The sequence below is a fragment of the Litorerythrobacter xanthomarinus genome (assembly GCF_046254955.1).
In the GTDB taxonomy this organism is placed as follows: Bacteria; Pseudomonadota; Alphaproteobacteria; order Sphingomonadales; family Sphingomonadaceae; genus Qipengyuania_C.
Genome location: NZ_JBJXRG010000001.1, coordinates 333,950 through 358,646, shown reverse-complemented (window position 1 = coordinate 358,646; position 24,697 = coordinate 333,950). Strand labels below are relative to the sequence as shown.

Here is a 24,697-nt window from a genome sequence, read left to right as displayed (position 1 = left end):
TTCCCTGCGAGCACGCTCCTTGCGGGCGTAGCGGGATATTTGCGCCAACTGACCTCGGCGGCGTTCTGGTTCTAGCGCCCCGGCTTCCAGCCTTCCACCGCCATTTCGAAGCCGCTGAATTCAAACCCCGGCGCAACCACACAGCTGACCAGGACATACCCATGCTGTCCGCCAGGTTGCGGCTCGGCCGCTTGCCAGTGCCCGGCGGGGATCACTTTCTGCGGGCCATGCCCTGAATCTCCTGACGGTCCGAGCAGGGTCGCGAGCGGCGGCGAATCCTCGTCGGCAGCAACTAGCAGCTTGAGTGCATCACCCTGATGCCACAGCCATATCTCGTCGGCATCGACACGGTGCCAGTGTGAACGCTCGTGCGACTTCAAAAGAAAGAGGATCGCGGTCGAGCTTGTGCGTTCGCCATCGATTGTCGGTGCGCGCCAGGTTTCGCGAAACCAGCCGCCTTCGGGATGCGGCGCGAAGCCGAGCTCAGCAATCAGCTCTTCGGCGCTCATCCCTCGCCGACCACCACACCTTTCCAGAATGCGATCCTATTTGCGATCTCGCTCGCAGCCTCCTTCGGCTCGGCGTAGTACCAAGCCGCATCAGTATTCGTTGCTCCATCGACGACAATCGAATGGTACTGCGCCGTACCCTTCCACGGGCAATAGGATGTGGTCTCGCTCGGCAGCAGTACCTCCGGGTTCACTGCATCGGGCGAAAAATAGTGATTACCCTCGACGATCACGGTGTCATCGCTGCGGGCAATCTCGGCTCCGTTCCATGTTGCGACTATAGGCATGATTTCGCTTCTTCCATTGCTGCTTCGGTCCGCTAGGGTTCCAGCATAGCCTATTCAGCGAACCTGGAGTCGTCCTAAATGAAATACCTTGCTGCAATTCTCGCCGGCAGCTGCCTCGCACTTCCTGCGTCGGCACATACGCCCGAGGAGACGGCTGCCGCCGCACTGGAAGCAGCGCCGGTTTGGGATGGCCACAATGACGTGCCGATCCAGTTGCGCGCGCGGTTGAACAACCAGATCACGGAATTCGATTTCCACGATACGCTGAGCCACCCGGTCGGTTCGCCCGAAACGCAACCCATGCACACCGATCTTGTGCGATTGCGCAAGGGCAAGGTGGGAGCCCAGTTCTGGTCGGTCTATGTCAGCGCTGATCTGGCTGAACCCGATGCGGTGCAGGCGACAATAGAGCAGATCGATGTAACGAAACGCCTGATAGAGCGTTATCCTGGCGATCTGGCCATCGCCTTGGGCAGCGAGGATGTCGAGCGTGCATTGACCGAGGGGAAGATCGCATCGCTGATGGGCATGGAGGGGGGGCACTCCATCGGCTCGAGCCTGGCGGTCTTGCGCCAGATGTACGACCTCGGCGCGCGCTACATGACGCTCACCCACTCAAAAAACACGCCTTGGGCTGACAGCGCGACCGATGAAGCCGAACATGGCGGGTTGAACGAATTCGGCCTCGACGTCGTCCGCGAGATGAACCGCATCGGCATGCTGGTCGACCTCAGCCATGTGAGCGCAGAAGCGATGCACGATGCCCTGGATGTCACCAAGGCTCCGGTCATTTTCAGCCACTCGGGAGCTCAAGCCGTGAATGGTCACGCGCGCAACGTGCCGGACGATGTGCTGGTTCGCCTCAAGGGGAATGGCGGGATCGTGATGGTTGTGGCGCTGACATTCTTCGTGAACGAAGATGTACGGATCTGGCGCGAAGCAGCCATGGCGGAACAGGCACGCCTCGCCGAGCTGCACAAGGATGATGCCGAGCAACTGGCCGCAGCACGGCAGACATGGCTCGAAGCCAATCCGCAGCCCGTCACGACCGTTTCGGATGTGGCGGATCACATCGATCACATCCGGGATGTGGCCGGGATCGAGCATATCGGGATTGGCGGTGATTATGATGGCATGCCGCCCGGGCCGGTCGGAATGGAGGATGTGTCGGGCTATCCGAACCTGTTCAGCGAGCTCGCACGGCGCGGATACTCGCAGGACGAACTGGAGAAGATTTCCTTCCGCAACATGATGCGCGTAATGCGCGCTGCCGAAGCCCATGCAGCATCGGTTCGTGAAGATACGCCGATCGAGACCCGCTTGGAAACGGCCAGTTAGGCGGCTTCAAGCTCCGATCCTAGTTTGAGCACCTCAGCGCCGTCATCCTGCTTGATGAGATAGGCGGGGTCTTCTTCTGAACCGTCGCGAGTGACTTTCGTGCCTTTCAGGGTCCGCTCGACTTCGCGTTCGAACCGTTCCTCGATCTGGCCGCAGCCTTCGCCGTTGCCCCAGTTCCATTTGACATATTGCCCGGTCTGGAAGCTGTTGCTGTTACTCATCGTTTACTCCGGCGCGACTTCTTCGTTGTCGAGGAGGGCCGGAGCTTCGCCCACCGATGACTGATTGGTTTCAATACGGCTACCGTCGCTGTTGACCGAGATATCTTCTTCGGCTTCGCTCTGCGTCATCACGCCGGTCGCCCACATGATCGCCAGGATGCCGCCGGCCAGCAGCAAGCCCCAGAAGAGGACATTCCGCGAGGTGCCGTCTTTGGTCGCAGCCGTAGCTTCGACTTCGTCGACGTGAACTTCTTCGCCTTCAGTATGCATTATATATTCCGATTTCCTGTCTCGACCCGGTGTCACGCAAGATACGTTTCGCCGACCGGTTTGTTCCACGGACAGGATCTAGAAATGGCGATCAGGCCCGTAGTAGTTCGTTGATTTCCGTCTTCGCGCGCGTGCGCTCGTCAACTGTCTTGACGATCACTGCGCAGGCGAGCGATGGACCGGGGAAGCCGTCCGGCAATGATCGACCAGGCATGGCTCCGGGTACGACGACACTGTAGGGCGGGATATGGCCGGTAACGATCTCGCCGGTTTCGCGGTTCACGATCTTGGTCGATTGGGTAATGAACACGCCCATCGCCACCACGCAGCCTTCACCTACAACCACGCCTTCGACGATTTCCGAACGCGCGCCGATGAAGCAATTGTCGCCGATGACTGTGGGGTTGGCCTGCATTGGCTCGAGAACCCCGCCAATTCCGGTGCCGGCGGAAATGTGGCAATTCTTGCCAATCTGGGCACAGCTTCCGATCGAGGCCCAGGTGTCCACCATCGTCCCTTTGTCGACATAGGCGCCGATATTCACGAAACTGGGCATCAGCACCACGCCCTTGCCGATATGCGCACCCCGGCGCGCGATCGCTCCGGGCACAACGCGAAAACCAGCGGCGCGGAATTCCGCATCGCCCCAACCTGCGAACTTGCTGGGCACCTTGTCATATGCGGGATGGCCGGCCGATCCACCTTCCATCACGGAGTTGTCGTTGAGGCGGAATGACAGCAGAACGGCCTTCTTGAGCCATTGGTTGACTTTCCAGTCACCGTTCCCGTCTGGCTCTGCGACACGCGCTTCACCGGAATCGAGCATTGCCAGCGCCCGATTAACCGGATCCCGCACATCGCTATCGGACGTGTCGAGGTTGGCCCTGTCATCCCATGCTTGTTCGATGATTGCGGCGAGTTCGTGCGACATATGCGCTCCTGGCGGGTGGGCTGCGGGTCTTGCGCGGCTGCTAGCGAGGCTTGGAGCAGGCGGCAAGCCGACAATTCAGGGTTACGGCACCATTCACAATGATTGTGTATGCCATTAAGCGTTTCTTTGAGGGTTTCACGCTTAGGGTCGCAAGTGAATGAACGAAGCACGAAAATGTTCGACTGGCATTAGGCTTGCTGGCGCAAGTCTGGCTGCACTCGCGCTCCTGGCTGGATGCGGCGGCGGCGGCACTCGAAGTACACCGGCCCCAACTCCGACCCCAAGTCCCTCACCAACGCCAACTCCCAGCCCAACGCCTACGCCGACCCCGCCACCTGCCACGAATTTCGATACGCCTGAATTCCGCCGCTCGGACGGACCGGGATTCCATGGTGCCATTACAGCGTGGCAGGATGGGAGCACCGGCGATGGCGAGATTATCGCCGTGATCGACACTGGTATTGATAGCGACAGCCCCGAATTTTTGGGGCGTATCCACCCTGACTCGCAGGATGTGGCTGATGTTCGTGGAGTTGACGGCGTTGATGAGCACGGAACGCATGTAGCGATGATTGCCGCTGCCGCCCGCGACGATACAGGCATCTTGGGCATCGCTTTCGATTCGACCGTTTTGGCTTTGAGGGCTGATGATCCCGGAACCTGCTCGCCAAATTCGTCGGGAGCGGAAAACAGCTGCGGTTTTCTTGATGCCGATATTGCGGCGGGTGTCGACCAGGCGATCGCTTCTGGCGCGACTGTGATCAACATCAGCCTTGGCGGCGGAGCGGCATCGCAGGTATTGCTGAGCGCGATTGGCCGCGCCGCCAATGCCGGTATCGTAATCGTTGTCTCTGCTGGGAATGACGGGGATGGCGGTAATCCTAGCATTCCGCCCGATCAGCCCGATCCGTTTGCATCATCGCTAGTCCAGGCGGGTAATGGCAATGTGATCATCGCTGGCTCGGTCGATGCCAACGGGGTAATTTCCGGCTTCAGCAATCAAGCCGGGAGTTTCGCTTCTAGCTACCTGTCCGCATTGGGCGAAGCGGTCTGCTGCATCTATGAAGATGGCGAACTTGTCGTCACCACCGATTCCAATGGCAACCAGTTCGTGACTGTGTTTAACGGTACGAGCTTCTCGGCCCCGCAGATTTCCGGCGCTGCCGCCTTGCTGGCGCAGGCCTTTCCTAATCTCACTGCGATCGAGATCGTCGAGATCTTGCTCGACAGCGCGCGAGATGCGGGCGCTGCCGGGCCGGATGCGGTTTATGGCAGCGGAATCCTCGACATTGCCGAGGCGTTCCAGCCTCGCGGATTTACCTCGTTGGCAGGGGGAACGCAGGTCGTTTCCCTTGGCGCAGACACTGCGATCGGTTCAGTTGCGATGGGTGATGCGCTTGGTACGCAAGGGCCGCTCTCTGCCGTCCTGCTCGACAAATACCAGCGCGCGTACGAGTACGACCTGTCGTTGGGGATGCAGGATGCTTTATCGCTGCAACGGCTCCAGGCTGCGGTCGACGCGCCCGGTAGGCGTGTTGCGGCATCATCTGCCGGGCTTTCGATGGCCTTCACGATTGGCGATCGCGGACCAGATGCCGAGCACGGTTGGAGTCGGCAGCTGCGACTGACCGGTGAGGATGCCGAGAAAGCCCGTGTCCTGGCAGGCAGGGTCGCCGCTCGGATTGCTCCGGATACCCAGATCGGATTTGCCTTCTCCGAGGGCGCACAGGGTCTGGCAGCTCAGCTTCAGGGGAGCGAGCGACCGGCGTTTCTCATCGCCGGTGCTAGCCGCGCTGACAGCGGCTTCGCGCAAGGTAGCGACTTCTCACTCGCGCTGCGGCAACAGCTTGGTCCATGGGGCATCACTTTGAGCGCCGAGCAAGGCGAGGCATGGCTGGCGAACTTTAGGAACGACACGGATGTAACCGGCTTCGGCCGCGAATACTTCGCGACGCGGAGCTTCGGTATTGCTGCCGATCGCACGTTCGGACCTATGCGGACTGTCGTAGGTGTTTCCTGGCTGGACGAGGATCGCACCGTTTTAGGCGGTTATTTCCATGACGCTTTGGGCGGCGGCGGTGCGGAGACGATATTCTTCGACGCGGCTTTGGGTTTTGAACTGGCACCGCAGTGGACGTTCGGAGCCGAATTCCGCCGCGGCCAAACCAACGCACGTAGCGGCGGAGCAATCAGCTCCGGCTCGCATTTCCGGAGCCAAGGCTGGTCGATGGATCTGGTGCGGTCCAACATTTGGCAGCGTTATGATAGCATTGGGCTGCGTATTTCGCAGCCGCTACGCGTTGAAACCGGCGGCCTGCTGCTCAACCTGCCCGTCAGCTATGATTATGCTAGCGAAAGCGCCACATTCGGGTTGCGCCGCCTTTCGCTCGCACCGGAAGGTCGAGAATTGACTGGAGAAATCGCCTGGAACGGCGCGCTGTGGAATGGCGGCGCTTCGGCCAGCCTGTTCTACCGCCGCGAGCCTGACCATATCGTCAATGCGCCTTCCGACGCGGGTGTGGCGTTCAAATGGGCGAAAGAGTTCTGAGTGCCTGTTCGCGCTACTCTGGCATTCCTGCTGCTCGCGCGAAATCGTAGGCGCGCTCGATCAGCGGAGTAACGCGGTCGCTCATCTGCTTGGCATGAGCGGATGAGGCCGTCCCATCGATGACGCGCTTCTTGATGCCCTGCATGATCCCGGCAAGCCGGAACAGGTTGTATCCGAAATACCAGTCCATCGGCGGAACCGGATATCCGGTGCGCGCAACATAGCGTTCGACCGCTTCGTCCTGAGACGGAATGCCGAGCTCGTCGAGGTCCAGCCCTTCAAGCCCAGCCCTCCCGTCAGCCGGATTATGCCAATTAAGCATCAGGTAACTGAAGTCGGCAATTGGATCGCCGAGCGTCGAGAGCTCCCAGTCGAGCACTGCCAGGACCTTGTTCTCGTCCTTGCGGAAGATCATGTTGTCGAGCCGGTAGTCACCATGGACGACCGAGCTTTCGTGCTGCGGCGGGATGGTCTCGGGCAACCATTCGATCAACCGCTCCATCTTGGGCTGGTGCTCGGTTTCCGATAGCTTGTACTGCTTGGTCCAGCGCGAAATCTGGCGCGCGCAATAATCGGTCGGCTTGCCGAAATCGCCCAGACCGATGGCTTCGGGATCCTTGGTGTGCATGTCAGCCATGGTGTCAATCATGGCATGGTAGATTTCGCGGCGATCGGCGGGCTCGATGCCCGGAAGTGCGCCGTTCCACAAGCTACGGCCATCGGCGAGGCCCATCACGAAGAACTTGCTGCCGAGAACGTCCGGGTCTTCGCAAACGCCGTAGGTTTTCGGTACCGGGAAGCCAGTCGGCCCCAGCGCGGCCATTACCTTGTACTCTCGGTCCACCGCATGTGCGCTGGGCAGCAACTTGCCGAAGGGCTGACGCCGCAAGACGTAGGAACGGCCGGTCGTGTCGATCCGGTAGGTCGGGTTGGACTGGCCGCCCTTGAACTTCGAATATTCGATCGGTCCGGCGAAATCGTCGACATTCGCTTCGAACCAGGCGCTGAGCGCTTCGAGGTCGAGCTTATGCTCATCGGTCACCTCGACGGTGCCGACCATTTCCTTGTCGAAGTCGATCGGTTTAGGGTCTTCTGCCATTAGTCAAACACGATCACGCTACGCGCGCTATGTCCCTCGCGCATCTTGTCGAAACCGGCGTTCACTTCGTCGAGCGGGATACGCTCGGCGATGATCGTATCGAGATCGAGCAACCCGCGCATGTAGAAATCGACGAGGCGCGGAAGATCCACCGGGAAGTGGTTCATGCCCATGATTGCGCCTTGCAGCTTCTTACCCGAGAGCAGGTCCATGGCGCTGAGGCCTACCTTGCAATCGAGCGGCATCATACCGAGGATCGTGGCGGTACCGCCGCGGCGCATGATCGCAACAGCAAGATCAGCAGAGGCCTGACGACCAACGGCTTCGATGGCATGGTGCACGCCGCCGCCGGACATCTCCATGACCTGCTGAACGGCATCATCGGCCATGGCATCGACCGTGTGCGTCGCGCCAAGTACTTCGGCAAGGTCGCGCTTCTCCTTGATCGGATCAATCGCAATCACCTTGCCGGCACCGGCGATCTTGGCGGCGTTGATTGCGGCGAGGCCTACGCCGCCGCAGCCGACCACGGCAACCGTTTCGCCCGGCACTACCGAGCAGGCGTTGAAGATCGTCCCGGCACCCGTCGTGACCGCGCAGCCGATCACAGCAGCCCGGTCGAGCGGCATGTCCTTGTCGATCGAGACACAAGCGTTCTCGTGGATCAGCATTTGCTCGCTGAAAGCCGAGAGGTTGAGCATCTGGTTCACTGGCGAACCGTCACCGCGGGTGATCCGCGGTGTTCCGGTGGGATCACGCCGCGTATTTGCTCCAAGGCACAGCGCCATCCGGCCTGTGACGCAGAACTCGCACTGGCCGCAAAAGGCGCTGAGGCAGGAGACCACGTGATCGCCGACCTGCACCGAGCGGACTTCGCTTCCCACTGCGCTGACTACCCCTGCGGCTTCATGACCGGGAATGGCCGGAAGCGGATGTGGATAGGCACCGTCGATGAAGTGCAAGTCCGAATGGCACAGCCCGCAGGCCTTGGTATCGATCAGGACTTCGTGCGGTGCCGGATCAGCCAGTTCGACATCGCCGATGACGAGTCCTTCGCCGGGTTGCTCGAGAATTGCGGCTTTCGCCATAATGGTATGCCTCCCTTAGCGCGTCGCTGCCATATCGCCCGACGAATAAGACTCGCCGCTGCTGGTGGGAGCCTTGCCGTCGCGCATTGCGTTGGCCGTAGGACCCGGATTGGGCATGTGCTTGGCGAATTCCATTCGCGCGATCGAGCGGGAGTGAACCTCGTCCGGACCATCTGCCAGACGCAGCGTGCGCTGGTGCGCGTATGCCGACGCGAGGCCGTAGTCTTCGGATACGCCGCCGCCGCCGTGCGCCTGGATCGCGTCGTCGATGATCTGCAATGCCATATTCGGCGCTTGCACCTTGATCATGGCAATTTCCTGTTTGGCCGACTTGTTGCCGACCTTGTCCATCATGTCGGCCGCCTTGAGGCAGAGCAGGCGCGTCATGTCGATATCGATACGGGCGCGTGCGACCCGCTCTTCCCAGACCGAATGCTTGTAAATCGGCTTACCGAATGCCTCGCGTTCCTGGAGGCGGCGGCACATCTTGGCCAACGCTTCCTCAGCGACGCCGATGGTCCGCATGCAGTGATGGATCCGGCCCGGGCCGAGGCGGCCCTGTGCGATCTCGAAGCCGCGACCCTCGCCGAGCAGGACATTCGAAGCCGGGACGCGCACGTCCTTGAGCTCGACTTCCATGTGCCCGTGCGGCGCATCGTCATAACCGAAGACCGGGAGGTGGCGCAGGATGTTCACGCCGGGCGCGTCGACCGGCACGATCACCTGCGATTGCTGCGCATGGCGCTTGGCACCGAAATCGGTCTTGCCCATGACGATGGCGACCTTGCAGCGCGGATCGCCGAGGCCCGAAGACCACCATTTGCGTCCGTTGATGACGAGGTCATCCCCGTCGCGCTCCATCCGGGTTTCGATATTGGTTGCGTCGGACGATGCGGTGAACGGCTCGGTCATGAGGAAGGCGGAACGGATTTCGCCATTCATCAGCGGACCCAGCCATTCTTCCTTCTGCTCGCGCGTGCCGTAGCGATGGAAGACTTCCATATTGCCGGTATCGGGAGCCGAGCAGTTGAAGACCTCGCTCGACCAACCCACGCGGCCCATCTCTTCTGCGCACAGCGCATATTCGAGATTGGTCAGGCCGGGGCCTTCGAATTCGAACGTGTCATCGACATGGTGATGGCTGTCATTGCGCGGTGGCATGAAGAGGTTCCAGATGCCGGCTTCCTTGGCGATCTTCTTCTTCTCTTCGACGATCGGGATGATTTTCCAGCGATCGCCTTCGGCGTCCTGCTGCTTGTAGACATCGTTGTTGGGGCGCACATGCTGCTCGATGAAATCGCGAACCCTGTCGCGCCAGTAGGTTTGCCGTTCGGTGGGTTCGAAATCCATCTTCCAATTCCTCGTTTGCTGTCTGCTTGTTCGATTTACCTGTCGGGCTTGGCAGAGTGCCGGGGCGAGGCCAAGTCCCGTTTGTGTCAGTCGGCCGTGTTCATCCCGCTTCGAGCTGCCGTTTGTATTCCTCTTCGATCGCCTCAAGCGCGGCGTAGACGCCTGGCTCTTCCTCGTCCCAGCTTGAGCGAGGACCGATCGTCAGGCCGCCATCTACGAGAAGCGACGTGCCATTGACGAAGCTGCCGGCCTCGCTCGCAAGATAGGCTGCGGCCTCGGCGATATCGATCGGCATGCCCTTGCGATGAACCGGCTGGGCGTTGGACGACATCTGCGCGATGGCCGCCTTGGCCTGGTTCTTGAGATTCTCCGGGATTTCCATCGAAGCAGTGAAGATGTTGGTGTTGATAAAGCCCGGCTGGATCGCGTTCACGCGAATGCTGTGCTTGGCGAGATCCGCCGCCGCTGATTTTGTGAGGTGAAGGACCGCGCCCTTGGCAACGGCATAAGCGCTGGGCGAATAGCCCGGACCGCACGCCGCCACGCTGGCGGTATTGACGATCGCGGCACCCGGCCGGCCCTTCATATGGGGCACGGCGTAGCGGATTCCGAATGCAACCGAACGCAGCAGCAGGTCCATCGTGCGGTCCCACTCTTCGGGCTCAATCTCGTCGAGTCCTGGACGAGCGCCTCCTGCCCCGGCATTGTTGAACACAACATCGATGCCGCCGGTTTCTTGCGCCGCGCGGTCCATCAGCGCCTTGATATCATCCGTGTTGCATACATCGCAGCGCTGGAAGCGGATCGAGCCATCGCTGCCGTCGGCCAGAGATTGGCCGGCGGCCTCATCGATATCAGCAGCGTAGACAATCGCACCTTCGCGCGCGAACAGCTTGGCGCTTTCTTCGCCGATGCCCGAAGCAGCGCCGGTTACGATGACTGTCTTGCCCTTGAATCGCTGAGTTTCCGCCACCGCACCTTCTCCCGCTTTGTGCGATGAAGCTTACGCCAGTTAACGCGCGCGTCAACGCGGATCATCCTGACGTTACGGCATGGCGGCACGCGTCGGAGTAGCTTGCAGGCGGCAGGCGAATCGCCTTAACGTGCGCGTAAAGGAACACCGGCTTCACAGAGAGGATTCGCCTGATGTCTGACCAGGATCTCGACTCATTCCGCGAAGAAACACGCAGTTGGCTCGAAGCCAATTGCCCCCAAGAAATGCGCCAACCCGTGCGTGACGAGGATGACATATATTGGGGCGGCCGCAACGCCAGTTTCAAGAACGATGCGCAAAAGGCGTGGTTCGAAGTGTGCCGCGACAAAGGCTACACCGTTCCTGCTTGGCCGAAGGAATATGGCGGTGCAGGTTTGAATCCGGCAGAAGCCAAGGTCCTGCGGCAGGAAATGCAGCGCATCGGCGCGCGCCCGCCGCTCTCCAGCTTCGGCATCTGGATGCTCGGTCCGGCTTTGCTGCATTTCGGGACTGAAGAGCAGAAGAAGCATTTCCTGGGCCAGATCGCGCGCGGTGAAATTCGCTGGTGCCAGGGCTATTCGGAGCCAGGTTCGGGCTCGGACCTTGTTTCGATGCAGACCTTCGGCGCTGATGAGGGGGATCACTGGGTCGTCAATGGGCAAAAGATTTGGACCAGCTATGCCGATAAGGCTGACTGGATTTTCTGCCTTGTTCGCACTGACAAGGAGAACAAGTACCAGGGCATCACCTTCATGCTATTCGACATGGAGACCGAAGGTGTCACCACGAAGCCGATCAAGTTGATCAGCGGCAATTCGCCGTTCTGCGAAACTTTCTTCGACGATGTCAAAGTCCCGAAGAGCTATGGCGAAGGCATTCCCGGCTATGTCGGCGAAATCAATCGCGGCTGGGACGTGGCAAAATACCTGCTCGGCCACGAGCGCGAGATGATTTCGGGTGCGAGCGACGGCGATCGCTCGGCTGCAATCGGCGCGACAATGAAGCGCAATGCCGGGGAACTTGATCCGCTGCTGCGCGCCGAGCTCGCCCAGTTCGATGTCGATGCGCTCGCCTACACGGCGATGGGCGAGAAATTCCTCGACGAGATCAAGGTCGGCAAGGCGCATCCCGCGCAGCCCAACATGATGAAGTATGCCGGGACCGAGCTCAACAAGCGGCGTCACGAATTGATCATGGCAGCGGGCGGTTCGCGCGCGCTCGAATGGGAAAGCGAGGAGACCGGCGGCGGCAAGCCTTCGCGTAACTGGCTGCGTACGAAGGCCAATTCGATCGAAGGCGGTACGAGCGAAGTGATGCTCAACGTCATCTCCAAACGCATCCTCGACCTTCCGGGAGCCTGATCCATGGCGCTTTATCATACAGACGACCAGGCCATGCTGGCCGACACCGCGCGCCAGTTCATGGCCGAAGAAGGCAGTATCGCAAAACAGCTGCGGCACTGGCGTGATCGCGATTGCCCTGATGGTTTCGGGCACGAGCTATGGAAGCAGTTTGCCGAACTCGGTTTCAGCGGCATGCTGGTGAGCGAGGATGATGGCGGTCTCGGCATGGGCAATGTTGAAGCGGGCATCGTTCTCGAAGAGATCGGGCGGAACCTCACACCTTCGCCGTTCCTGTCATCCTCGGTGCTGGCTGCTGCCGCGCTTGCGGAAGGAAGCGACGATGTGCGCGGTCGCTGGCTTCCGGGGCTTGTCTCGGGCGAGAAGGTCTACGCTGTGGCGATCGACGAAGGCGCAAAGCATCGCCCCGAGCGGATCGCGACCAAGGCCGAGAAATCAGGCAACGGTTTCCGGCTTTCGGGCCAGAAGGACTTCGTGGTTCATGGTGCCAGCGCCGACATGATTATTGTCGCTGCGCGCACATCGGGTTCGGATAGCGACGAGGACGGTATCACGCTCTTCGCCGTGCCCAAGGATGCCGCGAATATGAGCCAGACTGCCGAGCGGCTGGTCGACAGTTCGGTCGCCAGCCATGTGAAATTCGACGGGGTTGAACTCGATGGCGACGCGGTGATCGGCGAAGTCGACGGCGGGCGCGCGGTCCTCAAAAAGATGCTCAATGCGGGCCGTGTTGGCGCGGCTGCAGAAGGCGTGGGCGTTGCCAGCGGCGCGATGGACATGACCGTAGGCTACCTCAAGGAGCGCAAGCAATTCGGCAAGCTCATCGGCGAATTCCAGGCGCTGCAGCACCGTGCGTCGCACCTTTATTCAGAAGTCGAAATCGCGCGTGCCGTCACGATCAAGGCGGCGCAGCTGCTCGATGCCTGTAAAGATGGGGCGAGCAGCGAAAAGGCGGAACTGATGACCTCGGTCGCCAAGGCCAAGGTCGCCAAGGCTGCCGGACTCGCCGTGCGCGAAGGCGTGCAGATGCACGGCGGCATCGGCATGACTGACGAATACGACATCGGCCTCTACATGAAGCGCGACCGCGCGCTGCAAGAGTTCCTCGGCGACCAGTATTATCACGCCAACCGTGTGGCGGAAATGAGCGGCTATTAGGCCGCACCAGGGAGATACATCATGGATATCCAATCACTTTTCGGCCTCGATGGCCGCGTTGCCCTGGTCACCGGCGGGAGCCGGGGCATTGGCAAGATGTTCGTTGAAGGCCTGCTCGCTGCCGGCTGCGCGCGGGTCTACATCTCGGCACGCAAAGCCGAGCAGATGGATGAGACGATTGCCGAGTTCGGTGCCGACAAAGTCATCGGTATCCAGTCAGACCTCAGCCAGATGGACGGGATGCAGCATGTCGCAGACGAGATCGCCAAGCGTGAAGACAAGCTCGATATCCTGATCAACAATGCCGGTGCTGCATGGGGGCAGGACTATCTCGAATTCAGCGAAGCGGGATGGCACCGCACGATGGATCTTAATGTGAAGACGCCGTTCTTCCTCACGCAAAAACTACACAATCTGCTGGTCGCAGGCGGCAAGGGCGATCACCTCGCCAAGGTGATCCACGTTTCCTCAATCGATGGGCAACGGATCAACCCGTGGGAGACCTATGCTTACCAGGCCTCGAAAGCGGGCGTTATCCAGCTGACGCGGCGCATGGCGGCTCGGCTGATCAGGGACAATATCGTCGTCACGACTATCGCTCCTGGTGCTTTCGCCAGCGAGATGAACAAGGCGGCAAAGAATGCGCCCGACGCGTCTGCCTCGGGGATTCCCGCAAAGCGGATCGGCACCGCGGAAGACATGGCGGCAGCGGCGATTTACCTGTGCAGCCGGGCAGGGGACTATGTCGTCGGCGAAACGCTTACGGTCGATGGCGGCGTGGTGAATGCGTCACTACCGCAAGTGTTCAACGATCCCAGCGGCGGTGGCTGAGGCGGGGCCAGCCTCGGCCGACAATTGAATGTCTGCTAATGGGGTGGGAAGCGGACCTAAGCGTTCGGCACGATCTTACTGCTGGGTCAGGCTCAACGACCGCCATCCATCTGCATTCCCGCTAAACTTTGACCCACAGCCAACAAATTGACGATCTTCCAAGATCCATCTTTTAGGACAAGTGTGTAATATGCTGTGACATTTTGGATAATAACATCATCCTCATTGAATCGGCTGAAATTTACGCGCAAGAGGGCAGACTGGTTGTTTGCTTCGAGAACTTCAATCTCGTTGAACCTCGAATAGGCCCAGCCGCTGGCACGCATTACGTCATATGTGCGTAACGGTATCTGGCGATCGTCGATGATCGTGAACGCATCTCCCAGAACTCGGCCATGCGGATAGGCAAATCTTTCAGCGTAGTCCTCCATATCACCTTCGTTGAAGTGCTCGAGCAAACTCGTAATGAAGACAACTGGATCTTCTCGCTCTTGCGCCGCCGCGGGAGCGGTTAGTAGCAAGGATGTGAGAGCAAGAAGCGTCCGTAACATAAGCAGGTCCTTTTGTTTTCGCTTGCGGCTAGTTAACTGTGGCGATTGCGCTGTCGCACTAGTTCAGACGTTATCGTACATTCCAGCGTTGGCAAAGGGATGGGCACTCAAACTGCAACGGGGGCTCAGATAGGTTTGCTGGCGAACTTTCTTAGCCGGTGCTTGAGCGATAGCCCTCATCTGGGTTCGACCGACGTCCGCAATTGGGTCGTTAGCGGACATCATTCTCTCCAGCGAGGCGAGGACCTACTCCATCAATTCCCGCACGAACGGGATCAGTCCCGTTTGGCGGGTGCGGCGCATTCGCTCGGCGTGGAGGATCTCGCGCACCTTGACGAAGCATTGATCAACATCGTCGTTGATCACGACGTAGTCATATTCGGCCCAGTGGCTGATTTCCGCCTTGGCGCGCTCCATCCGGCTGTCGATCACATCGTCGCTATCCTGACCGCGCGATTCCAGCCGCCGACGTAGCTCGACGATGGTGGGAGGCAGGATGAACACCGAAACCACGTCCTGATCATCCTTCTGCTTGAGCTGCTGCGTCCCCTGCCAATCGATGTCGAACAGGTAGTCGCGTCCTTCTTTCAAGCCTTTGCGAATGTATCCCTTGGGAGTTCCATAACGGTGCCCGAAAACATGCGCCCATTCGTAGAAATCGTCCTTCTCCACCATGTCGTCGAACTTTTCTTCGCTGACAAAGTGGTAATCGATACCTTCGATTTCGCCCGGGCGTTTTGGGCGCGTGGTGGCGGAAACCGAGAGATTGATCTCGTCATCGGCTCCCAGCAGCATGTGAGATATGGTGGTCTTGCCCGCACCTGAAGGTGACGACAGGATGAAGAGCAATCCCCGGCGATGGAGCGTATCGGTATCGGCCATGCGCGCTGTTGCCGCAGTCAGGGCCGGAAAATCAAGTGCTGCGGGAGACTGTCCTCAGATAGCCGAATCGGGATCGGACTGTTTCTCGAGCACTTTATCGCCAGAGCGCCGCGATTTTCTGCGCAGTTGGCTGCGATCGAACAGCACTTTGAGAGCAAGCCCCGTTCCCACCACCAGCGCTCCCGGCACGGAACGTGTGGCGACTTTCGTCACCCCATAGGCAGCCAGCGTGTGGACCAGCGAACGGTTCTCGACCACGTCTTTGGCGAACTCGGAACTGTAGCGCCGGCCCAGAATGGCTTTTTCGATCGTCTGGCGCGAGAGGCGCCCGATGCTGCGTATCACAATGTCGCTGATGATAAGGTTGGTCGAAGGATTGGTGCTGGGGCCGGGAACTTCCTCGGTGTGACCCAGGCCGTCGTCTATCGCGCGCGCGGCCTTGTCGGTCAGGTGGGTTGCCTCGCTGTCTTCGCTCGCCATGGATTGTCCCCGTTCCGGCTCGGGGCTTTTAGCCCGGTGCCTATTTCTTGCGGCCGAAGTCAACTGTGACGACATTCGAACCGTCTTCGCTGGTAGAAACGGACCCGTCCTCGCCTAGTTCCGGAGAATCGTTCTCCGCATCCTCGTAGGGTTGCGGTTCGAGATCCGGCACCGTCGCCTGGAACTTGAGACCGAAATCGACCGCAGGATCCACGAAATCCGTGATCGCCGAGAATGGCACGACCAGTTTTGCCGGGATCTGGTTGAAGCTCAGTCCGACAGAAAAGCCATCGGAATCCACTGAAAGATCCCAGAACTTGTTCTGCAGGACGATCGTCATCTCGTCCGGGAACTGTTCCTCCAAATGGGGCGGGATCGATACGCCGGGTGCCTGGGTTTTGAACGTAATGTAGAAGTGATGCATGCCGGGCAAGCTGCCGCCGCCGCTCTCGATTTCGCTCAGCACGCGTCCGACCACGGCGCGCAGGGCCTCCTGCACGATCTCGTCATACGGGATCAGGCTGTCTGGCGGACCTTCGCTCATCTCATTCCCTTAACCATCGAGTGGATAGGTGGCTTGGGAGATGCAAGCGGTCAAGCGCGAATGCTTGCGCCATCCCCGATTGCGCTTATAGCGCCTTTCGCTATGCGAACCGCAACGATCAGTCGGAAGACCGCCGAAACGGGCATTGAGGTCGAAGTGAACCTCGATGGAACCGGAAGCTACGAAATAGACACAGGAATTGGCTTTCTCGATCATATGATCGAACAGTTTTCGCGCCATTCGCTCATCGATGTGAAGCTGAAGGTCGATGGCGATTTGCATGTCGATCAGCATCACACCACGGAAGATAGTGCGCTTGCGCTGGGCCAGGCCTTGTCCGACGCGCTGGGCGACAAGGGCGGGATCGGGCGCTACGGCACAGCTTACTCGCCGATGGACGAGACCTTGTCGCGCGTTTCGCTCGATATCTCGGGCCGGCCATATCTGGTGTGGCGCGCGGGCTTTACGCAGGAAAGGCTCGGCGAGTGGGATACCGAACTGATCGAGCACTGGTTCCATTCGGTGGCGCAGACCGCTGGGCTCACGTTGCACGCCGAGCTGCTCTACGGCAGCAATAACCACCACATTTGCGAGAGCATCTACAAGGGTTTTGCCCGCGCTATGCGGCAGGCTGTGGAGCTTGATTCGCGCAAGGGCGGGGCAATTCCCAGTACCAAGGGGAGTCTTGGTGGCTAACGCCGTAGCGCTGATAGATTACGGTGCTGGCAATCTTCATTCTGTCGAAAATGCACTGAAGGCAATCGGCGCCAGGGTTGAGGTGACCGCCCACCCCGATGTCGTTCGGAAGGCAGAACGGATAGTTCTGCCGGGTGTCGGCTCGTTCGTCGCATGCGCTGAAGGTCTTCGCGGCATATCCGGAATGATTGATGCGCTTGAAGAGCGTGTGCTGCTACAAGCTGCGCCCTTCCTGGGAATTTGCGTCGGGATGCAATTGCTTGCCACAACCGGCCTCGAGCATGGCGAAACACCTGGCCTCGACTGGGTGCCCGGCGAAGTCAGACGGATCGAGCGGACTGATCCCGTAATCAAGGTGCCGCACATGGGGTGGAATGATGTAGCCCTGACCCCGCACGCGCGCGATCATACCTTATTCGAAGAGGGAGAGGCCTACTTCCTTCACTCCTATTATTTTGCGCCCGATGATGGCGGTGACATTGCGGCGATGACTGATCATGGCGGCGGGCTTGTCGCAGCCGTGGCGCGCGGCAATATTGCTGGCGTGCAGTTCCATCCCGAGAAGAGCCAGGCCTATGGGCTGGCGCTGTTGGAGCGCTTTATGGAGTGGAAGCCTTGATCGTATTCCCGGCCATCGACCTGAAGGGCGGCGAAGTCGTCCGCCTCGCAGAGGGCGATATGGATCGCGCGACTGTCTACGGGGACAATCCGGCCGCGCAAGCGATGCTCTTTGCCGAAGCGGGCGCGATGCACCTCCATGTCGTCGATCTCGACGGCGCGTTCGCAGGCGAGAGCCGCAACCGCGAGGCTGTCGAAGCGATTGTCGAAGCCTTTCCCGGCCATGTCCAACTGGGCGGGGGCATCCGCGATGCGGAAGCGGTCGAGGGGTGGTTCAATCTTGGCGTCAGCCGGATCGTGATCGGTTCTGCTGCGCTCAAGGATCCGGAATTCGTGCGTGACATGGCGCGCGAATGGGAAAATGGGATTGTCGTGGCGGTTGACGCGCGCGATGGCATGGTCGCGACCGAAGGCTGGGCCGAAGTGTCCGACGTCTCGGCGGTCGATATGGCGCGCCGCTTCGAAGATGCAGGCGTTGCCAGCCTGCTGTTCACCGATATCGGGCGCGACGGCTTGCTCAAGGGCTGCAATATCGACGCGACGCTTGATCTGGCGCGCCGGGTGGACATTCCCGTGATCGCCAGCGGCGGAGTGAAGGGACTGGACGACATTCACGTCCTCTCGCTGCACGCGCATGAGGGGATCGAAGGCGTGATTACCGGCCGCGCGCTTTACGAGGGTCGGCTGGAATTGGCGGCAGCTATTGCAATGGGAGAACGTGCATGAGCCTTGGAATAATTGTCCTCATCATCCTTGGTGTTGTCGCTGTGATCCTTATCAAAGCCAAGTCGTCGAACAGTTCGAGTGTCGTGGTTACCGGCCCGGGAGTGCGGAAAATCCATGATGTCGAGTGCAAGTTTCGCACCGGTTCGACCTATCACGGCGATCTCGACCAGAGCCGCTGGAGCGACGGGCAGGAGCGTTTGGAAATGAACTTGCGCAGGTTGCCGGGCGCTTACAGCGGGCCCGTGCGGATGTTCTACAGGGGTCAGCACTTGGCGGATCTGGATGCCAAAGGCGGGCGAATTGACTTCGCGTGGAAAGGGAGGTCCGACGAAGGCAATCCGAAGTTCGAGATCGGCGAGGAAATCCGGCTCGAGTTTGGTGGTCAATCACTGACAGGAATCGTTGAGGCGGACTGATGAAATTCTTCGTCGTCATTATTGTTGGAGCGATTTTAACTGGCGCAGTTTCCTTGGTGTTGAGTAGTTCCACCGAGGTTGCCTTACTCGCGGCGGTCGAGTTCTCAGCTATATATCTGCTGGCAACGGGACTTTGCCAGATTGGTAAGCGCTTTGGCTGGTTTCAACTCAAGGTCAGCCCTATAGCCATCGGACTAGTGGCATTTGCAATAGTGACCTTTGTTTCGCTTTCTACTGGCAGCATGCCTTGACCGTCCGCATCCGTGTCATACCCTGCCTCGACGTGCGCGATGGGCGCGTAGTCAAGGGCGTGAATTTCGTCGACCTCACGGATGCCGGTGACCCGGTCGAGCAGGCTCAGGCCTATGATGCCGCGGGTGCGGACGAACTCTGCTTCCTCGATATCTCGGCCAGCCACGAAGGACGCGGTACGCTGCTCGACATGGTCCGGCGTACGGCCGAGGTGTGTTTCATGCCGCTTACTGTGGGTGGCGGCGTTTCGAGCGTAGAAGATGCGCGCGGGCTGCTGCTTGCAGGTGCAGACAAGGTTGCGGTGAACAGCGCGGCTGTGGCGCGTCCGGAAGTGGTTGCAGAAATCGCCGAGAAGATGGGCAGCCAATGCGTGGTCGCGAGTGTGGATGCGCGCCGCGTTGACGATGGCAAGTGGGAAATATTTACGCATGGCGGCAGGCGCGAAACGGGGATCGACGCGCTCGAACATGCGCACAGGCTTGCGGAGCTGGGCGCGGGCGAACTGCTCGTCACATCGATGGACGGCGACGGCACCAAAGCGGGTTATGATCTCGAATTGACGCGCGCGATTGCGGACAGCGTGAGCATTCCGGTGATCGCGAGCGGCGGTGTCGGCACGCTCGATCACTTGGTTGAAGGCGTGACAAAGGGCCATGCGAGCGCCGTGCTCGCCGCTTCGATTTTCCATTTCGGCCAGCACACCGTTGCCGAAGCGCATGCGGCACTTCGCGCGGCCGGCCTCCCGGCCCGAGGGATATGACTATTGCCTGCGCGCGGGGTTTGAACCACATACGCCGCATGGATACCTTATCGCGTCTCGAACAGGTCATCGCCGAGCGCCGCACTGCGTCGCCCGAATCCAGCTATGTCGCCAAGCTCAATGCCAAGGGGATCGAGAAGATCGCGCAGAAGCTGGGCGAGGAAGCGACCGAAGCGGTGATCGCCGCGCTTTCTGGCACCAGCGAAGAGCTGGTGGGCGAGGCTGCAGATGTGCTGTTCCATCTGCTGGTACTCCTGCAGGCGAAAGAGATCCCGCTCGCTGATGTACTGGACGAGCTGGATCGGCGCGAGGGCACTTCGGGCCTTGACGAGAAGGCCGCACGAAAAACTTCTGGGAGTGACTAATGCCGATCGATCCGACACTTCCCTATGACGACCAGAATATCTTCGCCAAGATCCTGCGCGGGGAAATCCCGTCCAAGCGCGTCTATGAAGACGAATGGGCGATCGCCTTCCACGATATCAATCCGCAGGCCGAGATCCACATCCTCGTGATCCCGCGCGGCAGCTATGTCAGCTGGGATGATTTTTCGGCGAAAGCCAGCGACGAGGAAATCGGCGGCTTTATCCGCGCGGTTGGCAATGTCGCGCGCGAGCATGATTTGGTCCAGCCCGGCTACCGGTTGCTCGCGAATGTCGGGCGTCACGGCGGCCAGGAAGTGCCTCACCTGCACATCCATCTCTTCGGTGGCCAGTTCCTGGGGCCGATGATCGCGCGCTAGGAACGCTTTGCCGAACGCCAGGCGCGGTTGGTGGATCGCTACTCAGGTTTCGTTTGCTGCCGGACTCGCGCGCCTGTAATGGGCGGCGCAGGATATGGCCGCGCTTCCTCCTCCACCCGATGGCGTCATCGATGGCGACACGCATTGGTATGCCGTGCGCGTATACTACGAAGATACCGACCTTTCGGGGATTACATATCACGCAAACTATTTGCGCTGGTTTGAGCGCGCGCGCTCGGACCTGCTGCGGCGGCTGGCTATCGACCAGCGCGCCGCAATCGAAGCGGGCGAGGGCGCTTATGCCGTGGCGGACCTCAATATCCGTTACCTGATGCCGGCCAGGCTGGACGATGACGTGCTGATCGAAACACGCTGCACCGAAATGAAGGCCGCCAGCTGCCGGATGGAACAGCGGGCATTGCGGGGAGATAATGTGCTGACCACCGCCAGCCTTCGCGTCGGTTTTGTCGCACCCGATGGCAGGCCCAGGCGCCAGCCTGAGGAATGGCGCGCAGCGTTTCAGAGCTTCATGAATGCGAAAGTGACCGGATGAACGAATTACTTCTCACGATGCTGGGGCAAACCAGCGAACGGCTCGATCCGTTACGGCTGTTCCTCGATGCCGATATCGTTGTGCAGGCGGTGATGCTCGGGCTGATCGTGGCGAGCATCTGGGTCTGGATGATCATCATCTCTTTCTCGCTCAGGATCGGGAAGCTGCGTCGGCGCACAATAGCGTTCGAAGAAGAATTCTGGAGTACGAAGGAGCATCAGGCCCTGATCAAGCAGGGCCGCGACGATGAGCTGCCACCGGCGAATGTTGCTTGGGCCGGCATGTCCGAATGGCGCCATTCCACTTCGACCCAGCCGATCGACCGCGATGGCACTCGCCAGCGCGTCGCAGGAGTGATGGAAAGCCAGGTCGCGGCGGAAGCCGACGAATTGGCCGAGCGGTTGAACTTCCTTGCCACCGTCGGATCGGTCGCGCCCTTTGTGGGCCTGTTCGGTACCGTCTGGGGCATCATGAACAGCTTCTTCCAGATCGGCGTGCAGGAAAGCTCATCGCTGGCGGTAGTCGCGCCGGGCATATCCGAAGCACTGTTCGCGACAGCGATTGGTCTTTTCGCCGCAATCCCTGCAGTGATTGCCTACAACCGCTTCAGCCACAAGGTGAACCGCTACGAAGCCCGCCTCCATCGCTTTGCCGACAAACTTCACGCGCGCCTCAGCCGCGAGCTGGAGAAAAAATGATGTTCATAGGTCGCCATCGCGTCGCTCTGGCTCCGGCGGCTCCAGCCCGCTCCCCCTCCCAGCCACCCGATAGCCTGCCTGTCATCATATCGGGTGGCTGGGAGGGAGAGAGGGCCGGTACCGTTTCCCGCCCGGAGGGCCAGCCATAATGGCGATGGGCATCCAGACTATGGGACGGCGACGGCGTGGAGGGCGCCGGGCTCCGATGGCGGAGATCAATGTCACGCCTTTCGTGGACGTGATGCTGGTGCTGCTGATCATTTTCATGGTGACCGCGCCGTTGCTCACCTCTGGCGTGCCGCTCGAGCTGCCCGATAGCCGCGCCAATGCGCTGCCTTCCGAAACCGAGCAGGTAACCGTCTCGATCACCGACGACGGCACGATCTTCGTCGACGATATGCCGGTCGGTATTGCCGAATTGCCGGGCGCGCTCGCTGCCGTGAGGCCCACTTCGGGCGACAACCTGCCGCAGGTCTCACTGCGAGCGGACCGGGTGTTGAACTACGGATTGGTGATGGCGGTGATGGGCGAGTTCAATCGCGCCGGTTTCAACTCGATCTCGCTGGTGACGAACAGCGCCGCCGAGGCTGTAGAAGCCGAAGCAACAGTCAGCGATGGTTCAGACGATGAACCATAGCCGAGCCCCCATGGCACTCGCGTCCCTGCGCAAGGAAGACAAGGCCGGCCTCGCAGCCGCTGTCGTCCTGCATCTTGCGCTGGCCGGAGTGCTGGTCTTCCAGCCCGAAGCGCCGCCGCCGCCGATTCCGGAGCGGATGACAGTGAACCTTGCCGAAGACGTTGGTTTCGATGCGATGTCGCCCACCCCTGTCCGTGAAAGCCGCGCCTCCACTTCTCCCGACCCGAGCGACGAGCTGACTGCCACGCCGCCGCAGCCCGATGTGATCGAACGCCCCGTGGCCGAGAGGCCAGCGCCAAATGCGGCACAGCGCCCGCGCGAAGACACGCGCCGCGCCTCGCGCCGTGAAACGCCGACCGAACGAACCAGCGCTAGCGGTACGCGCCGTTTCGAGCAGGCCTTTTCAGGCGCAGGATCGAGCACCAATACGCAGGAAACACGCGTTCCTGCGTCGCAGATCGGGGCGAGCGCGAAGGCCTCGCTGGTCCAGGCCTTGGCGCGGCAGATCAAGCCGCATTGGCAGCCGCCGAGCGGCCCCGATGTCGACCAGATTACGACTTTCCTGCGCTTTCGGCTCAACGAAGATGGCACCCTGGCAGGCAAGCCTACTATCGTCCGGCAGACCGGGGTGACAGCGACGAACCGCGCGCAATCGGGCCGCCATGGCGAACAGGCCATAAGGGCAGTGCAACTGGCCGCACCATTCGACCTGCCTGATGAATATTACGAGGCCTGGAAACTTGTCGGGCCCTTCGGATTTGATTGGAAACTGGCGCAATGAGACTTCTTTTCACCTTCATCCTCGCATTTGTGGCCGCGCCTCTGGCAGCGCAGGATCTCGATGCCCCGCCTCCGGAAGGCGGCGAAGTTGAAACAATCGAAGAGGGGCAGGGGCTAACAGGCTCGGTTAGCTTCGAAGGCAATCTGGAAGACCTTGGTATAGCCATCCCGGCTTTTGCCACGGACCGCGATCAGCCTACCCCCGCCAACACCAGCGGGACGGCGGCTTTGGGCCTGGAACTGGCGCGCGTCATCACCTCCGATTTGCGCAACAACGGCCTATTTCGACCGATTGGCCCGGATTCACTGCCAAGCCCGCTCTATACCGAGATTACATCGCCTAATTGGGGCACGTGGCAGGGCCGCAGCGCGGAGATGCTCGTGCACGGCTATGTCCGCGCACGCGCTGACGGACGGCTGATCGTAGGATGCTATCTCTATGACGTGGCTCTGCGCGATGAGCTCATCCGCGAGGGCTGGGTGGTAGGTCCGGCCGATTGGCGCCGCGCGGCGCACAAATGCGCAGACCTCATCTATTCGCGCCTGACAGGCGAGAGTCCGTTCTTCGACAGCAAGATCGCCTACATCGCCGAAACTGGGCCCAAGGATAACCGCATCAAGCGGCTGGCGATCATGGACAGCGACGGGGCAAACCACCGTTTCATCACGCTCGGCACTTCGACGGCGCTCACGCCGCGCTATTCGCCCGACTACAAGAAGCTGATGTACCTCAGCTATGTCGACGGCAACCCGCGCATCTATGTCTATGATATCGGGACGGGCCGCCAGACGCTGGTAACCGAGAATTCCAACCCCACGATGGCGCCGCGCTGGTCGCCTGACGGGCAATACATCCTCTATTCGATGGCGGTGGGCGGGAATACCGATATCTATCGTGTGCCGGTCAGCGGCGGTGGCAGCATTCGCCTGACCGATACGCCGGGGATCGATATCGGCGGTTCCTATTCGCCCGACGGATCGAAGATCGTGTTCGAGAGTGACCGCTCGGGCAGCCAGCAATGCTATGTGATGGATGCCAATGGTACCAATCAGCGGCGCATTTCGTTCTTCGGTGGGCGCTGTGCCACACCCGAATGGAGTCCGCGCGGCGACCAGATCGCCTTCACGCATATTGTCGGCAATTTCCGGATCGGCGTTATGACTCCGCAAGGCCGCAATATGCGCCACCTGACCGATAGCTGGCAAGATGAAGCGCCGACCTGGGCACCCAATGGCCGCATCATCCAGTTCTTCCGCACAGCGCGCGGATCGGGCCGCACCGGGCTCTACCAGGTGGATCTGACTGGCAAGAACGAGCGCCGCCTGCCAACGCCGGTAGACGCGTCCGATCCGGCATGGGGACCCATTCTGCCGTAAGTTTGTTTTACGTTCGGGGCA

Annotated in this window: 31 protein-coding genes; 18 read left to right on the top strand and 13 right to left on the bottom strand. The window is 60.4% G+C overall.

Features of this window, described 5'->3' with window-relative positions:
• Positions 1 to 71: 71 nt before the first annotated feature.
• Both ACEWMW_RS01825 and ACEWMW_RS01820 read right to left on the bottom strand, forming a co-directional pair.
• Complete coding sequence (locus ACEWMW_RS01825; protein WP_409412183.1) at positions 72 to 509, bottom strand: cupin domain-containing protein; 438 nt, start codon at positions 507 to 509, stop codon at positions 72 to 74.
• On the bottom strand, positions 506 to 796 hold the full coding sequence (locus ACEWMW_RS01820) for a DUF427 domain-containing protein (protein ID WP_409412182.1): 291 nt from the start codon (positions 794 to 796) through the stop codon (positions 506 to 508). Before ACEWMW_RS01820 ends, ACEWMW_RS01825 begins: the two co-directional genes overlap by 4 nt.
• Before the next feature lie 78 nt (positions 797 to 874).
• Here ACEWMW_RS01820 and ACEWMW_RS01815 point away from each other — a divergent pair, with 78 nt between their 5' ends.
• Positions 875 to 2,134, top strand: a complete 1,260-nt coding sequence (locus tag ACEWMW_RS01815) for a dipeptidase (RefSeq protein ID WP_409412181.1) — start codon at positions 875 to 877, stop codon at positions 2,132 to 2,134.
• On the opposite strand, the gene ACEWMW_RS01810 is transcribed toward ACEWMW_RS01815, so the two are convergent.
• The 3 genes from ACEWMW_RS01810 to dapD all read right to left on the bottom strand — a co-directional run bounded on the left by ACEWMW_RS01810 (position 2,131) and on the right by dapD (position 3,556).
• Complete coding sequence (locus ACEWMW_RS01810; RefSeq protein WP_409412180.1) at positions 2,131 to 2,355, bottom strand: hypervirulence associated TUDOR domain-containing protein; 225 nt, start codon at positions 2,353 to 2,355, stop codon at positions 2,131 to 2,133. The genes ACEWMW_RS01815 and ACEWMW_RS01810 overlap by 4 nt on opposite strands.
• Before the next feature lie 3 nt (positions 2,356 to 2,358).
• Positions 2,359 to 2,625 carry a hypothetical protein gene (locus ACEWMW_RS01805; protein WP_409412179.1) on the bottom strand — a complete coding sequence of 89 codons (267 nt, stop codon included), beginning with the start codon at positions 2,623 to 2,625 and terminating at the stop codon, positions 2,359 to 2,361.
• Positions 2,626 to 2,716: 91 nt separating this feature from the next.
• Positions 2,717 to 3,556, bottom strand: a complete 840-nt coding sequence (dapD, locus tag ACEWMW_RS01800) for a 2,3,4,5-tetrahydropyridine-2,6-dicarboxylate N-succinyltransferase (RefSeq protein WP_409412178.1) — start codon at positions 3,554 to 3,556, stop codon at positions 2,717 to 2,719.
• 157 nt (positions 3,557 to 3,713) lie between these two features.
• On the opposite strand from dapD, the gene ACEWMW_RS01795 reads away from it, so the two are divergent.
• The gene (locus ACEWMW_RS01795) at positions 3,714 to 6,104 is read left to right on the top strand and encodes a S8 family peptidase (RefSeq protein ID WP_409412177.1); all 2,391 of its coding nucleotides are present in this window, start codon (positions 3,714 to 3,716) and stop codon (positions 6,102 to 6,104) included.
• A gap of 13 nt (positions 6,105 to 6,117) precedes the next feature.
• Here the strand turns inward: ACEWMW_RS01795 and ACEWMW_RS01790 are convergent, their stop codons facing one another.
• The 4 genes from ACEWMW_RS01790 to ACEWMW_RS01775 all read right to left on the bottom strand — a co-directional run bounded on the left by ACEWMW_RS01790 (position 6,118) and on the right by ACEWMW_RS01775 (position 10,614).
• A complete protein-coding gene (locus tag ACEWMW_RS01790; protein WP_409412176.1) occupies positions 6,118 to 7,203 on the bottom strand; it encodes a phosphotransferase family protein in 1,086 nt (361 codons plus the stop codon).
• A complete protein-coding gene (locus tag ACEWMW_RS01785; RefSeq protein WP_409412175.1) occupies positions 7,203 to 8,291 on the bottom strand; it encodes a Zn-dependent alcohol dehydrogenase in 1,089 nt (362 codons plus the stop codon). Before ACEWMW_RS01785 ends, ACEWMW_RS01790 begins: the two co-directional genes overlap by 1 nt.
• 15 nt (positions 8,292 to 8,306) lie before the next feature.
• Positions 8,307 to 9,641: an acyl-CoA dehydrogenase family protein gene (locus tag ACEWMW_RS01780; RefSeq protein ID WP_409412174.1), complete on the bottom strand. Its 1,335-nt coding sequence runs from the start codon at positions 9,639 to 9,641 to the stop codon at positions 8,307 to 8,309.
• A gap of 100 nt (positions 9,642 to 9,741) precedes the next feature.
• On the bottom strand, positions 9,742 to 10,614 hold the full coding sequence (locus ACEWMW_RS01775; protein ID WP_409412173.1) for an SDR family NAD(P)-dependent oxidoreductase: 873 nt from the start codon (positions 10,612 to 10,614) through the stop codon (positions 9,742 to 9,744).
• Between the two features lie 173 nt (positions 10,615 to 10,787).
• Here ACEWMW_RS01775 and ACEWMW_RS01770 point away from each other — a divergent pair, with 173 nt between their 5' ends.
• From ACEWMW_RS01770 to ACEWMW_RS01760, 3 genes are read left to right on the top strand one after another with little or no spacing between them, the layout of a single operon-like run.
• A complete protein-coding gene (locus ACEWMW_RS01770) occupies positions 10,788 to 11,975 on the top strand; it encodes an acyl-CoA dehydrogenase family protein (protein WP_409412172.1) in 1,188 nt (395 codons plus the stop codon).
• A gap of 3 nt (positions 11,976 to 11,978) precedes the next feature.
• Positions 11,979 to 13,133 (top strand): acyl-CoA dehydrogenase family protein, encoded by a 1,155-nt coding sequence (locus ACEWMW_RS01765; protein WP_409412171.1) that lies wholly within the window; start codon positions 11,979 to 11,981, stop codon positions 13,131 to 13,133.
• A gap of 21 nt (positions 13,134 to 13,154) precedes the next feature.
• Positions 13,155 to 13,964: an SDR family oxidoreductase gene (locus ACEWMW_RS01760; RefSeq protein WP_409412170.1), complete on the top strand. Its 810-nt coding sequence runs from the start codon at positions 13,155 to 13,157 to the stop codon at positions 13,962 to 13,964.
• Between the two features lie 92 nt (positions 13,965 to 14,056).
• Here ACEWMW_RS01760 and ACEWMW_RS01755 read toward each other — a convergent pair whose 3' ends face one another.
• From ACEWMW_RS01755 to ACEWMW_RS01740, 4 genes are all read right to left on the bottom strand, one after another.
• Complete coding sequence (locus ACEWMW_RS01755; RefSeq protein ID WP_409412169.1) at positions 14,057 to 14,515, bottom strand: DUF6841 family protein; 459 nt, start codon at positions 14,513 to 14,515, stop codon at positions 14,057 to 14,059.
• Between the two features lie 246 nt (positions 14,516 to 14,761).
• A complete protein-coding gene (gene gmk, locus ACEWMW_RS01750) occupies positions 14,762 to 15,397 on the bottom strand; it encodes a guanylate kinase (protein ID WP_409412168.1) in 636 nt (211 codons plus the stop codon).
• Between the two features lie 54 nt (positions 15,398 to 15,451).
• Complete coding sequence (locus ACEWMW_RS01745) at positions 15,452 to 15,877, bottom strand: hypothetical protein (RefSeq protein WP_409412167.1); 426 nt, start codon at positions 15,875 to 15,877, stop codon at positions 15,452 to 15,454.
• A 40-nt stretch (positions 15,878 to 15,917) separates the two neighbouring features.
• Complete coding sequence (locus tag ACEWMW_RS01740) at positions 15,918 to 16,421, bottom strand: SspB family protein (RefSeq protein ID WP_409412166.1); 504 nt, start codon at positions 16,419 to 16,421, stop codon at positions 15,918 to 15,920.
• 102 nt (positions 16,422 to 16,523) lie between these two features.
• On the opposite strand from ACEWMW_RS01740, the gene hisB reads away from it, so the two are divergent.
• The 13 genes from hisB to tolB all read left to right on the top strand — a co-directional run bounded on the left by hisB (position 16,524) and on the right by tolB (position 24,676).
• Positions 16,524 to 17,117: an imidazoleglycerol-phosphate dehydratase HisB gene (gene hisB, locus ACEWMW_RS01735; protein WP_409412165.1), complete on the top strand. Its 594-nt coding sequence runs from the start codon at positions 16,524 to 16,526 to the stop codon at positions 17,115 to 17,117.
• Positions 17,110 to 17,736 carry an imidazole glycerol phosphate synthase subunit HisH gene (gene hisH / locus ACEWMW_RS01730; protein WP_409412164.1) on the top strand — a complete coding sequence of 209 codons (627 nt, stop codon included), beginning with the start codon at positions 17,110 to 17,112 and terminating at the stop codon, positions 17,734 to 17,736. The genes hisB and hisH overlap by 8 nt, the downstream gene beginning before the upstream one ends.
• Entirely contained in the window at positions 17,733 to 18,461 is a 729-nt protein-coding gene (hisA, locus tag ACEWMW_RS01725) for a 1-(5-phosphoribosyl)-5-[(5-phosphoribosylamino)methylideneamino]imidazole-4-carboxamide isomerase (protein WP_409412163.1), read from the top strand. Before hisH ends, hisA begins: the two co-directional genes overlap by 4 nt.
• The gene (locus ACEWMW_RS01720) at positions 18,458 to 18,877 is read left to right on the top strand and encodes a hypothetical protein (RefSeq protein WP_409412162.1); all 420 of its coding nucleotides are present in this window, start codon (positions 18,458 to 18,460) and stop codon (positions 18,875 to 18,877) included. Before hisA ends, ACEWMW_RS01720 begins: the two co-directional genes overlap by 4 nt.
• Entirely contained in the window at positions 18,877 to 19,128 is a 252-nt protein-coding gene (locus tag ACEWMW_RS01715; protein ID WP_409412161.1) for a hypothetical protein, read from the top strand. Before ACEWMW_RS01720 ends, ACEWMW_RS01715 begins: the two co-directional genes overlap by 1 nt.
• Entirely contained in the window at positions 19,125 to 19,889 is a 765-nt protein-coding gene (gene hisF, locus ACEWMW_RS01710) for an imidazole glycerol phosphate synthase subunit HisF (protein ID WP_409412160.1), read from the top strand. Before ACEWMW_RS01715 ends, hisF begins: the two co-directional genes overlap by 4 nt.
• A 38-nt stretch (positions 19,890 to 19,927) precedes the next feature.
• Entirely contained in the window at positions 19,928 to 20,254 is a 327-nt protein-coding gene (locus tag ACEWMW_RS01705) for a phosphoribosyl-ATP diphosphatase (RefSeq protein WP_409412159.1), read from the top strand.
• Positions 20,254 to 20,631, top strand: coding sequence for a histidine triad nucleotide-binding protein (locus tag ACEWMW_RS01700; RefSeq protein WP_409412158.1), 378 nt, complete (start codon positions 20,254 to 20,256; stop codon positions 20,629 to 20,631). The genes ACEWMW_RS01705 and ACEWMW_RS01700 overlap by 1 nt, the downstream gene beginning before the upstream one ends.
• Before the next feature lie 94 nt (positions 20,632 to 20,725).
• Positions 20,726 to 21,184 carry a YbgC/FadM family acyl-CoA thioesterase gene (locus tag ACEWMW_RS01695; protein ID WP_409412157.1) on the top strand — a complete coding sequence of 153 codons (459 nt, stop codon included), beginning with the start codon at positions 20,726 to 20,728 and terminating at the stop codon, positions 21,182 to 21,184.
• Positions 21,181 to 21,882, top strand: a complete 702-nt coding sequence (tolQ, locus tag ACEWMW_RS01690; RefSeq protein WP_409412156.1) for a protein TolQ — start codon at positions 21,181 to 21,183, stop codon at positions 21,880 to 21,882. Before ACEWMW_RS01695 ends, tolQ begins: the two co-directional genes overlap by 4 nt.
• Before the next feature lie 148 nt (positions 21,883 to 22,030).
• On the top strand, positions 22,031 to 22,519 hold the full coding sequence (locus ACEWMW_RS01685) for an ExbD/TolR family protein (RefSeq protein ID WP_409412155.1): 489 nt from the start codon (positions 22,031 to 22,033) through the stop codon (positions 22,517 to 22,519).
• Positions 22,520 to 22,529: 10 nt separating this feature from the next.
• On the top strand, positions 22,530 to 23,300 hold the full coding sequence (locus ACEWMW_RS01680) for an energy transducer TonB (RefSeq protein ID WP_409412154.1): 771 nt from the start codon (positions 22,530 to 22,532) through the stop codon (positions 23,298 to 23,300).
• Positions 23,297 to 24,676, top strand: a complete 1,380-nt coding sequence (gene tolB / locus ACEWMW_RS01675) for a Tol-Pal system beta propeller repeat protein TolB (RefSeq protein WP_409412153.1) — start codon at positions 23,297 to 23,299, stop codon at positions 24,674 to 24,676. The genes ACEWMW_RS01680 and tolB overlap by 4 nt, the downstream gene beginning before the upstream one ends.
• Positions 24,677 to 24,697: the final 21 nt, after the last annotated feature.

Coding starts and splice junctions, on each gene's coding strand:
- ACEWMW_RS01825 (WP_409412183.1), bottom strand. CDS start 509: ATGAGCGCCGAAGAGCTGATTGCTGAGCTCGGCTTCGCGCCGCATCCC.
- ACEWMW_RS01820 (WP_409412182.1), bottom strand. CDS start 796: ATGCCTATAGTCGCAACATGGAACGGAGCCGAGATTGCCCGCAGCGAT.
- ACEWMW_RS01815 (WP_409412181.1), top strand. CDS start 875: ATGAAATACCTTGCTGCAATTCTCGCCGGCAGCTGCCTCGCACTTCCT.
- ACEWMW_RS01810 (WP_409412180.1), bottom strand. CDS start 2,355: ATGAGTAACAGCAACAGCTTCCAGACCGGGCAATATGTCAAATGGAAC.
- ACEWMW_RS01805 (WP_409412179.1), bottom strand. CDS start 2,625: ATGCATACTGAAGGCGAAGAAGTTCACGTCGACGAAGTCGAAGCTACG.
- dapD (WP_409412178.1), bottom strand. CDS start 3,556: ATGTCGCACGAACTCGCCGCAATCATCGAACAAGCATGGGATGACAGG.
- ACEWMW_RS01795 (WP_409412177.1), top strand. CDS start 3,714: ATGAACGAAGCACGAAAATGTTCGACTGGCATTAGGCTTGCTGGCGCA.
- ACEWMW_RS01790 (WP_409412176.1), bottom strand. CDS start 7,203: ATGGCAGAAGACCCTAAACCGATCGACTTCGACAAGGAAATGGTCGGC.
- ACEWMW_RS01785 (WP_409412175.1), bottom strand. CDS start 8,291: ATGGCGAAAGCCGCAATTCTCGAGCAACCCGGCGAAGGACTCGTCATC.
- ACEWMW_RS01780 (WP_409412174.1), bottom strand. CDS start 9,641: ATGGATTTCGAACCCACCGAACGGCAAACCTACTGGCGCGACAGGGTT.
- ACEWMW_RS01770 (WP_409412172.1), top strand. CDS start 10,788: ATGTCTGACCAGGATCTCGACTCATTCCGCGAAGAAACACGCAGTTGG.
- ACEWMW_RS01765 (WP_409412171.1), top strand. CDS start 11,979: ATGGCGCTTTATCATACAGACGACCAGGCCATGCTGGCCGACACCGCG.
- ACEWMW_RS01760 (WP_409412170.1), top strand. CDS start 13,155: ATGGATATCCAATCACTTTTCGGCCTCGATGGCCGCGTTGCCCTGGTC.
- ACEWMW_RS01755 (WP_409412169.1), bottom strand. CDS start 14,515: ATGTTACGGACGCTTCTTGCTCTCACATCCTTGCTACTAACCGCTCCC.
- gmk (WP_409412168.1), bottom strand. CDS start 15,397: ATGGCCGATACCGATACGCTCCATCGCCGGGGATTGCTCTTCATCCTG.
- ACEWMW_RS01745 (WP_409412167.1), bottom strand. CDS start 15,877: ATGGCGAGCGAAGACAGCGAGGCAACCCACCTGACCGACAAGGCCGCG.
- ACEWMW_RS01740 (WP_409412166.1), bottom strand. CDS start 16,421: ATGAGCGAAGGTCCGCCAGACAGCCTGATCCCGTATGACGAGATCGTG.
- hisB (WP_409412165.1), top strand. CDS start 16,524: ATGCGAACCGCAACGATCAGTCGGAAGACCGCCGAAACGGGCATTGAG.
- ACEWMW_RS01720 (WP_409412162.1), top strand. CDS start 18,458: ATGAGCCTTGGAATAATTGTCCTCATCATCCTTGGTGTTGTCGCTGTG.
- ACEWMW_RS01715 (WP_409412161.1), top strand. CDS start 18,877: ATGAAATTCTTCGTCGTCATTATTGTTGGAGCGATTTTAACTGGCGCA.
- ACEWMW_RS01705 (WP_409412159.1), top strand. CDS start 19,928: ATGGATACCTTATCGCGTCTCGAACAGGTCATCGCCGAGCGCCGCACT.
- ACEWMW_RS01700 (WP_409412158.1), top strand. CDS start 20,254: ATGCCGATCGATCCGACACTTCCCTATGACGACCAGAATATCTTCGCC.
- ACEWMW_RS01695 (WP_409412157.1), top strand. CDS start 20,726: ATGGCCGCGCTTCCTCCTCCACCCGATGGCGTCATCGATGGCGACACG.
- tolQ (WP_409412156.1), top strand. CDS start 21,181: ATGAACGAATTACTTCTCACGATGCTGGGGCAAACCAGCGAACGGCTC.
- ACEWMW_RS01685 (WP_409412155.1), top strand. CDS start 22,031: ATGGCGATGGGCATCCAGACTATGGGACGGCGACGGCGTGGAGGGCGC.
- ACEWMW_RS01680 (WP_409412154.1), top strand. CDS start 22,530: ATGGCACTCGCGTCCCTGCGCAAGGAAGACAAGGCCGGCCTCGCAGCC.
- tolB (WP_409412153.1), top strand. CDS start 23,297: ATGAGACTTCTTTTCACCTTCATCCTCGCATTTGTGGCCGCGCCTCTG.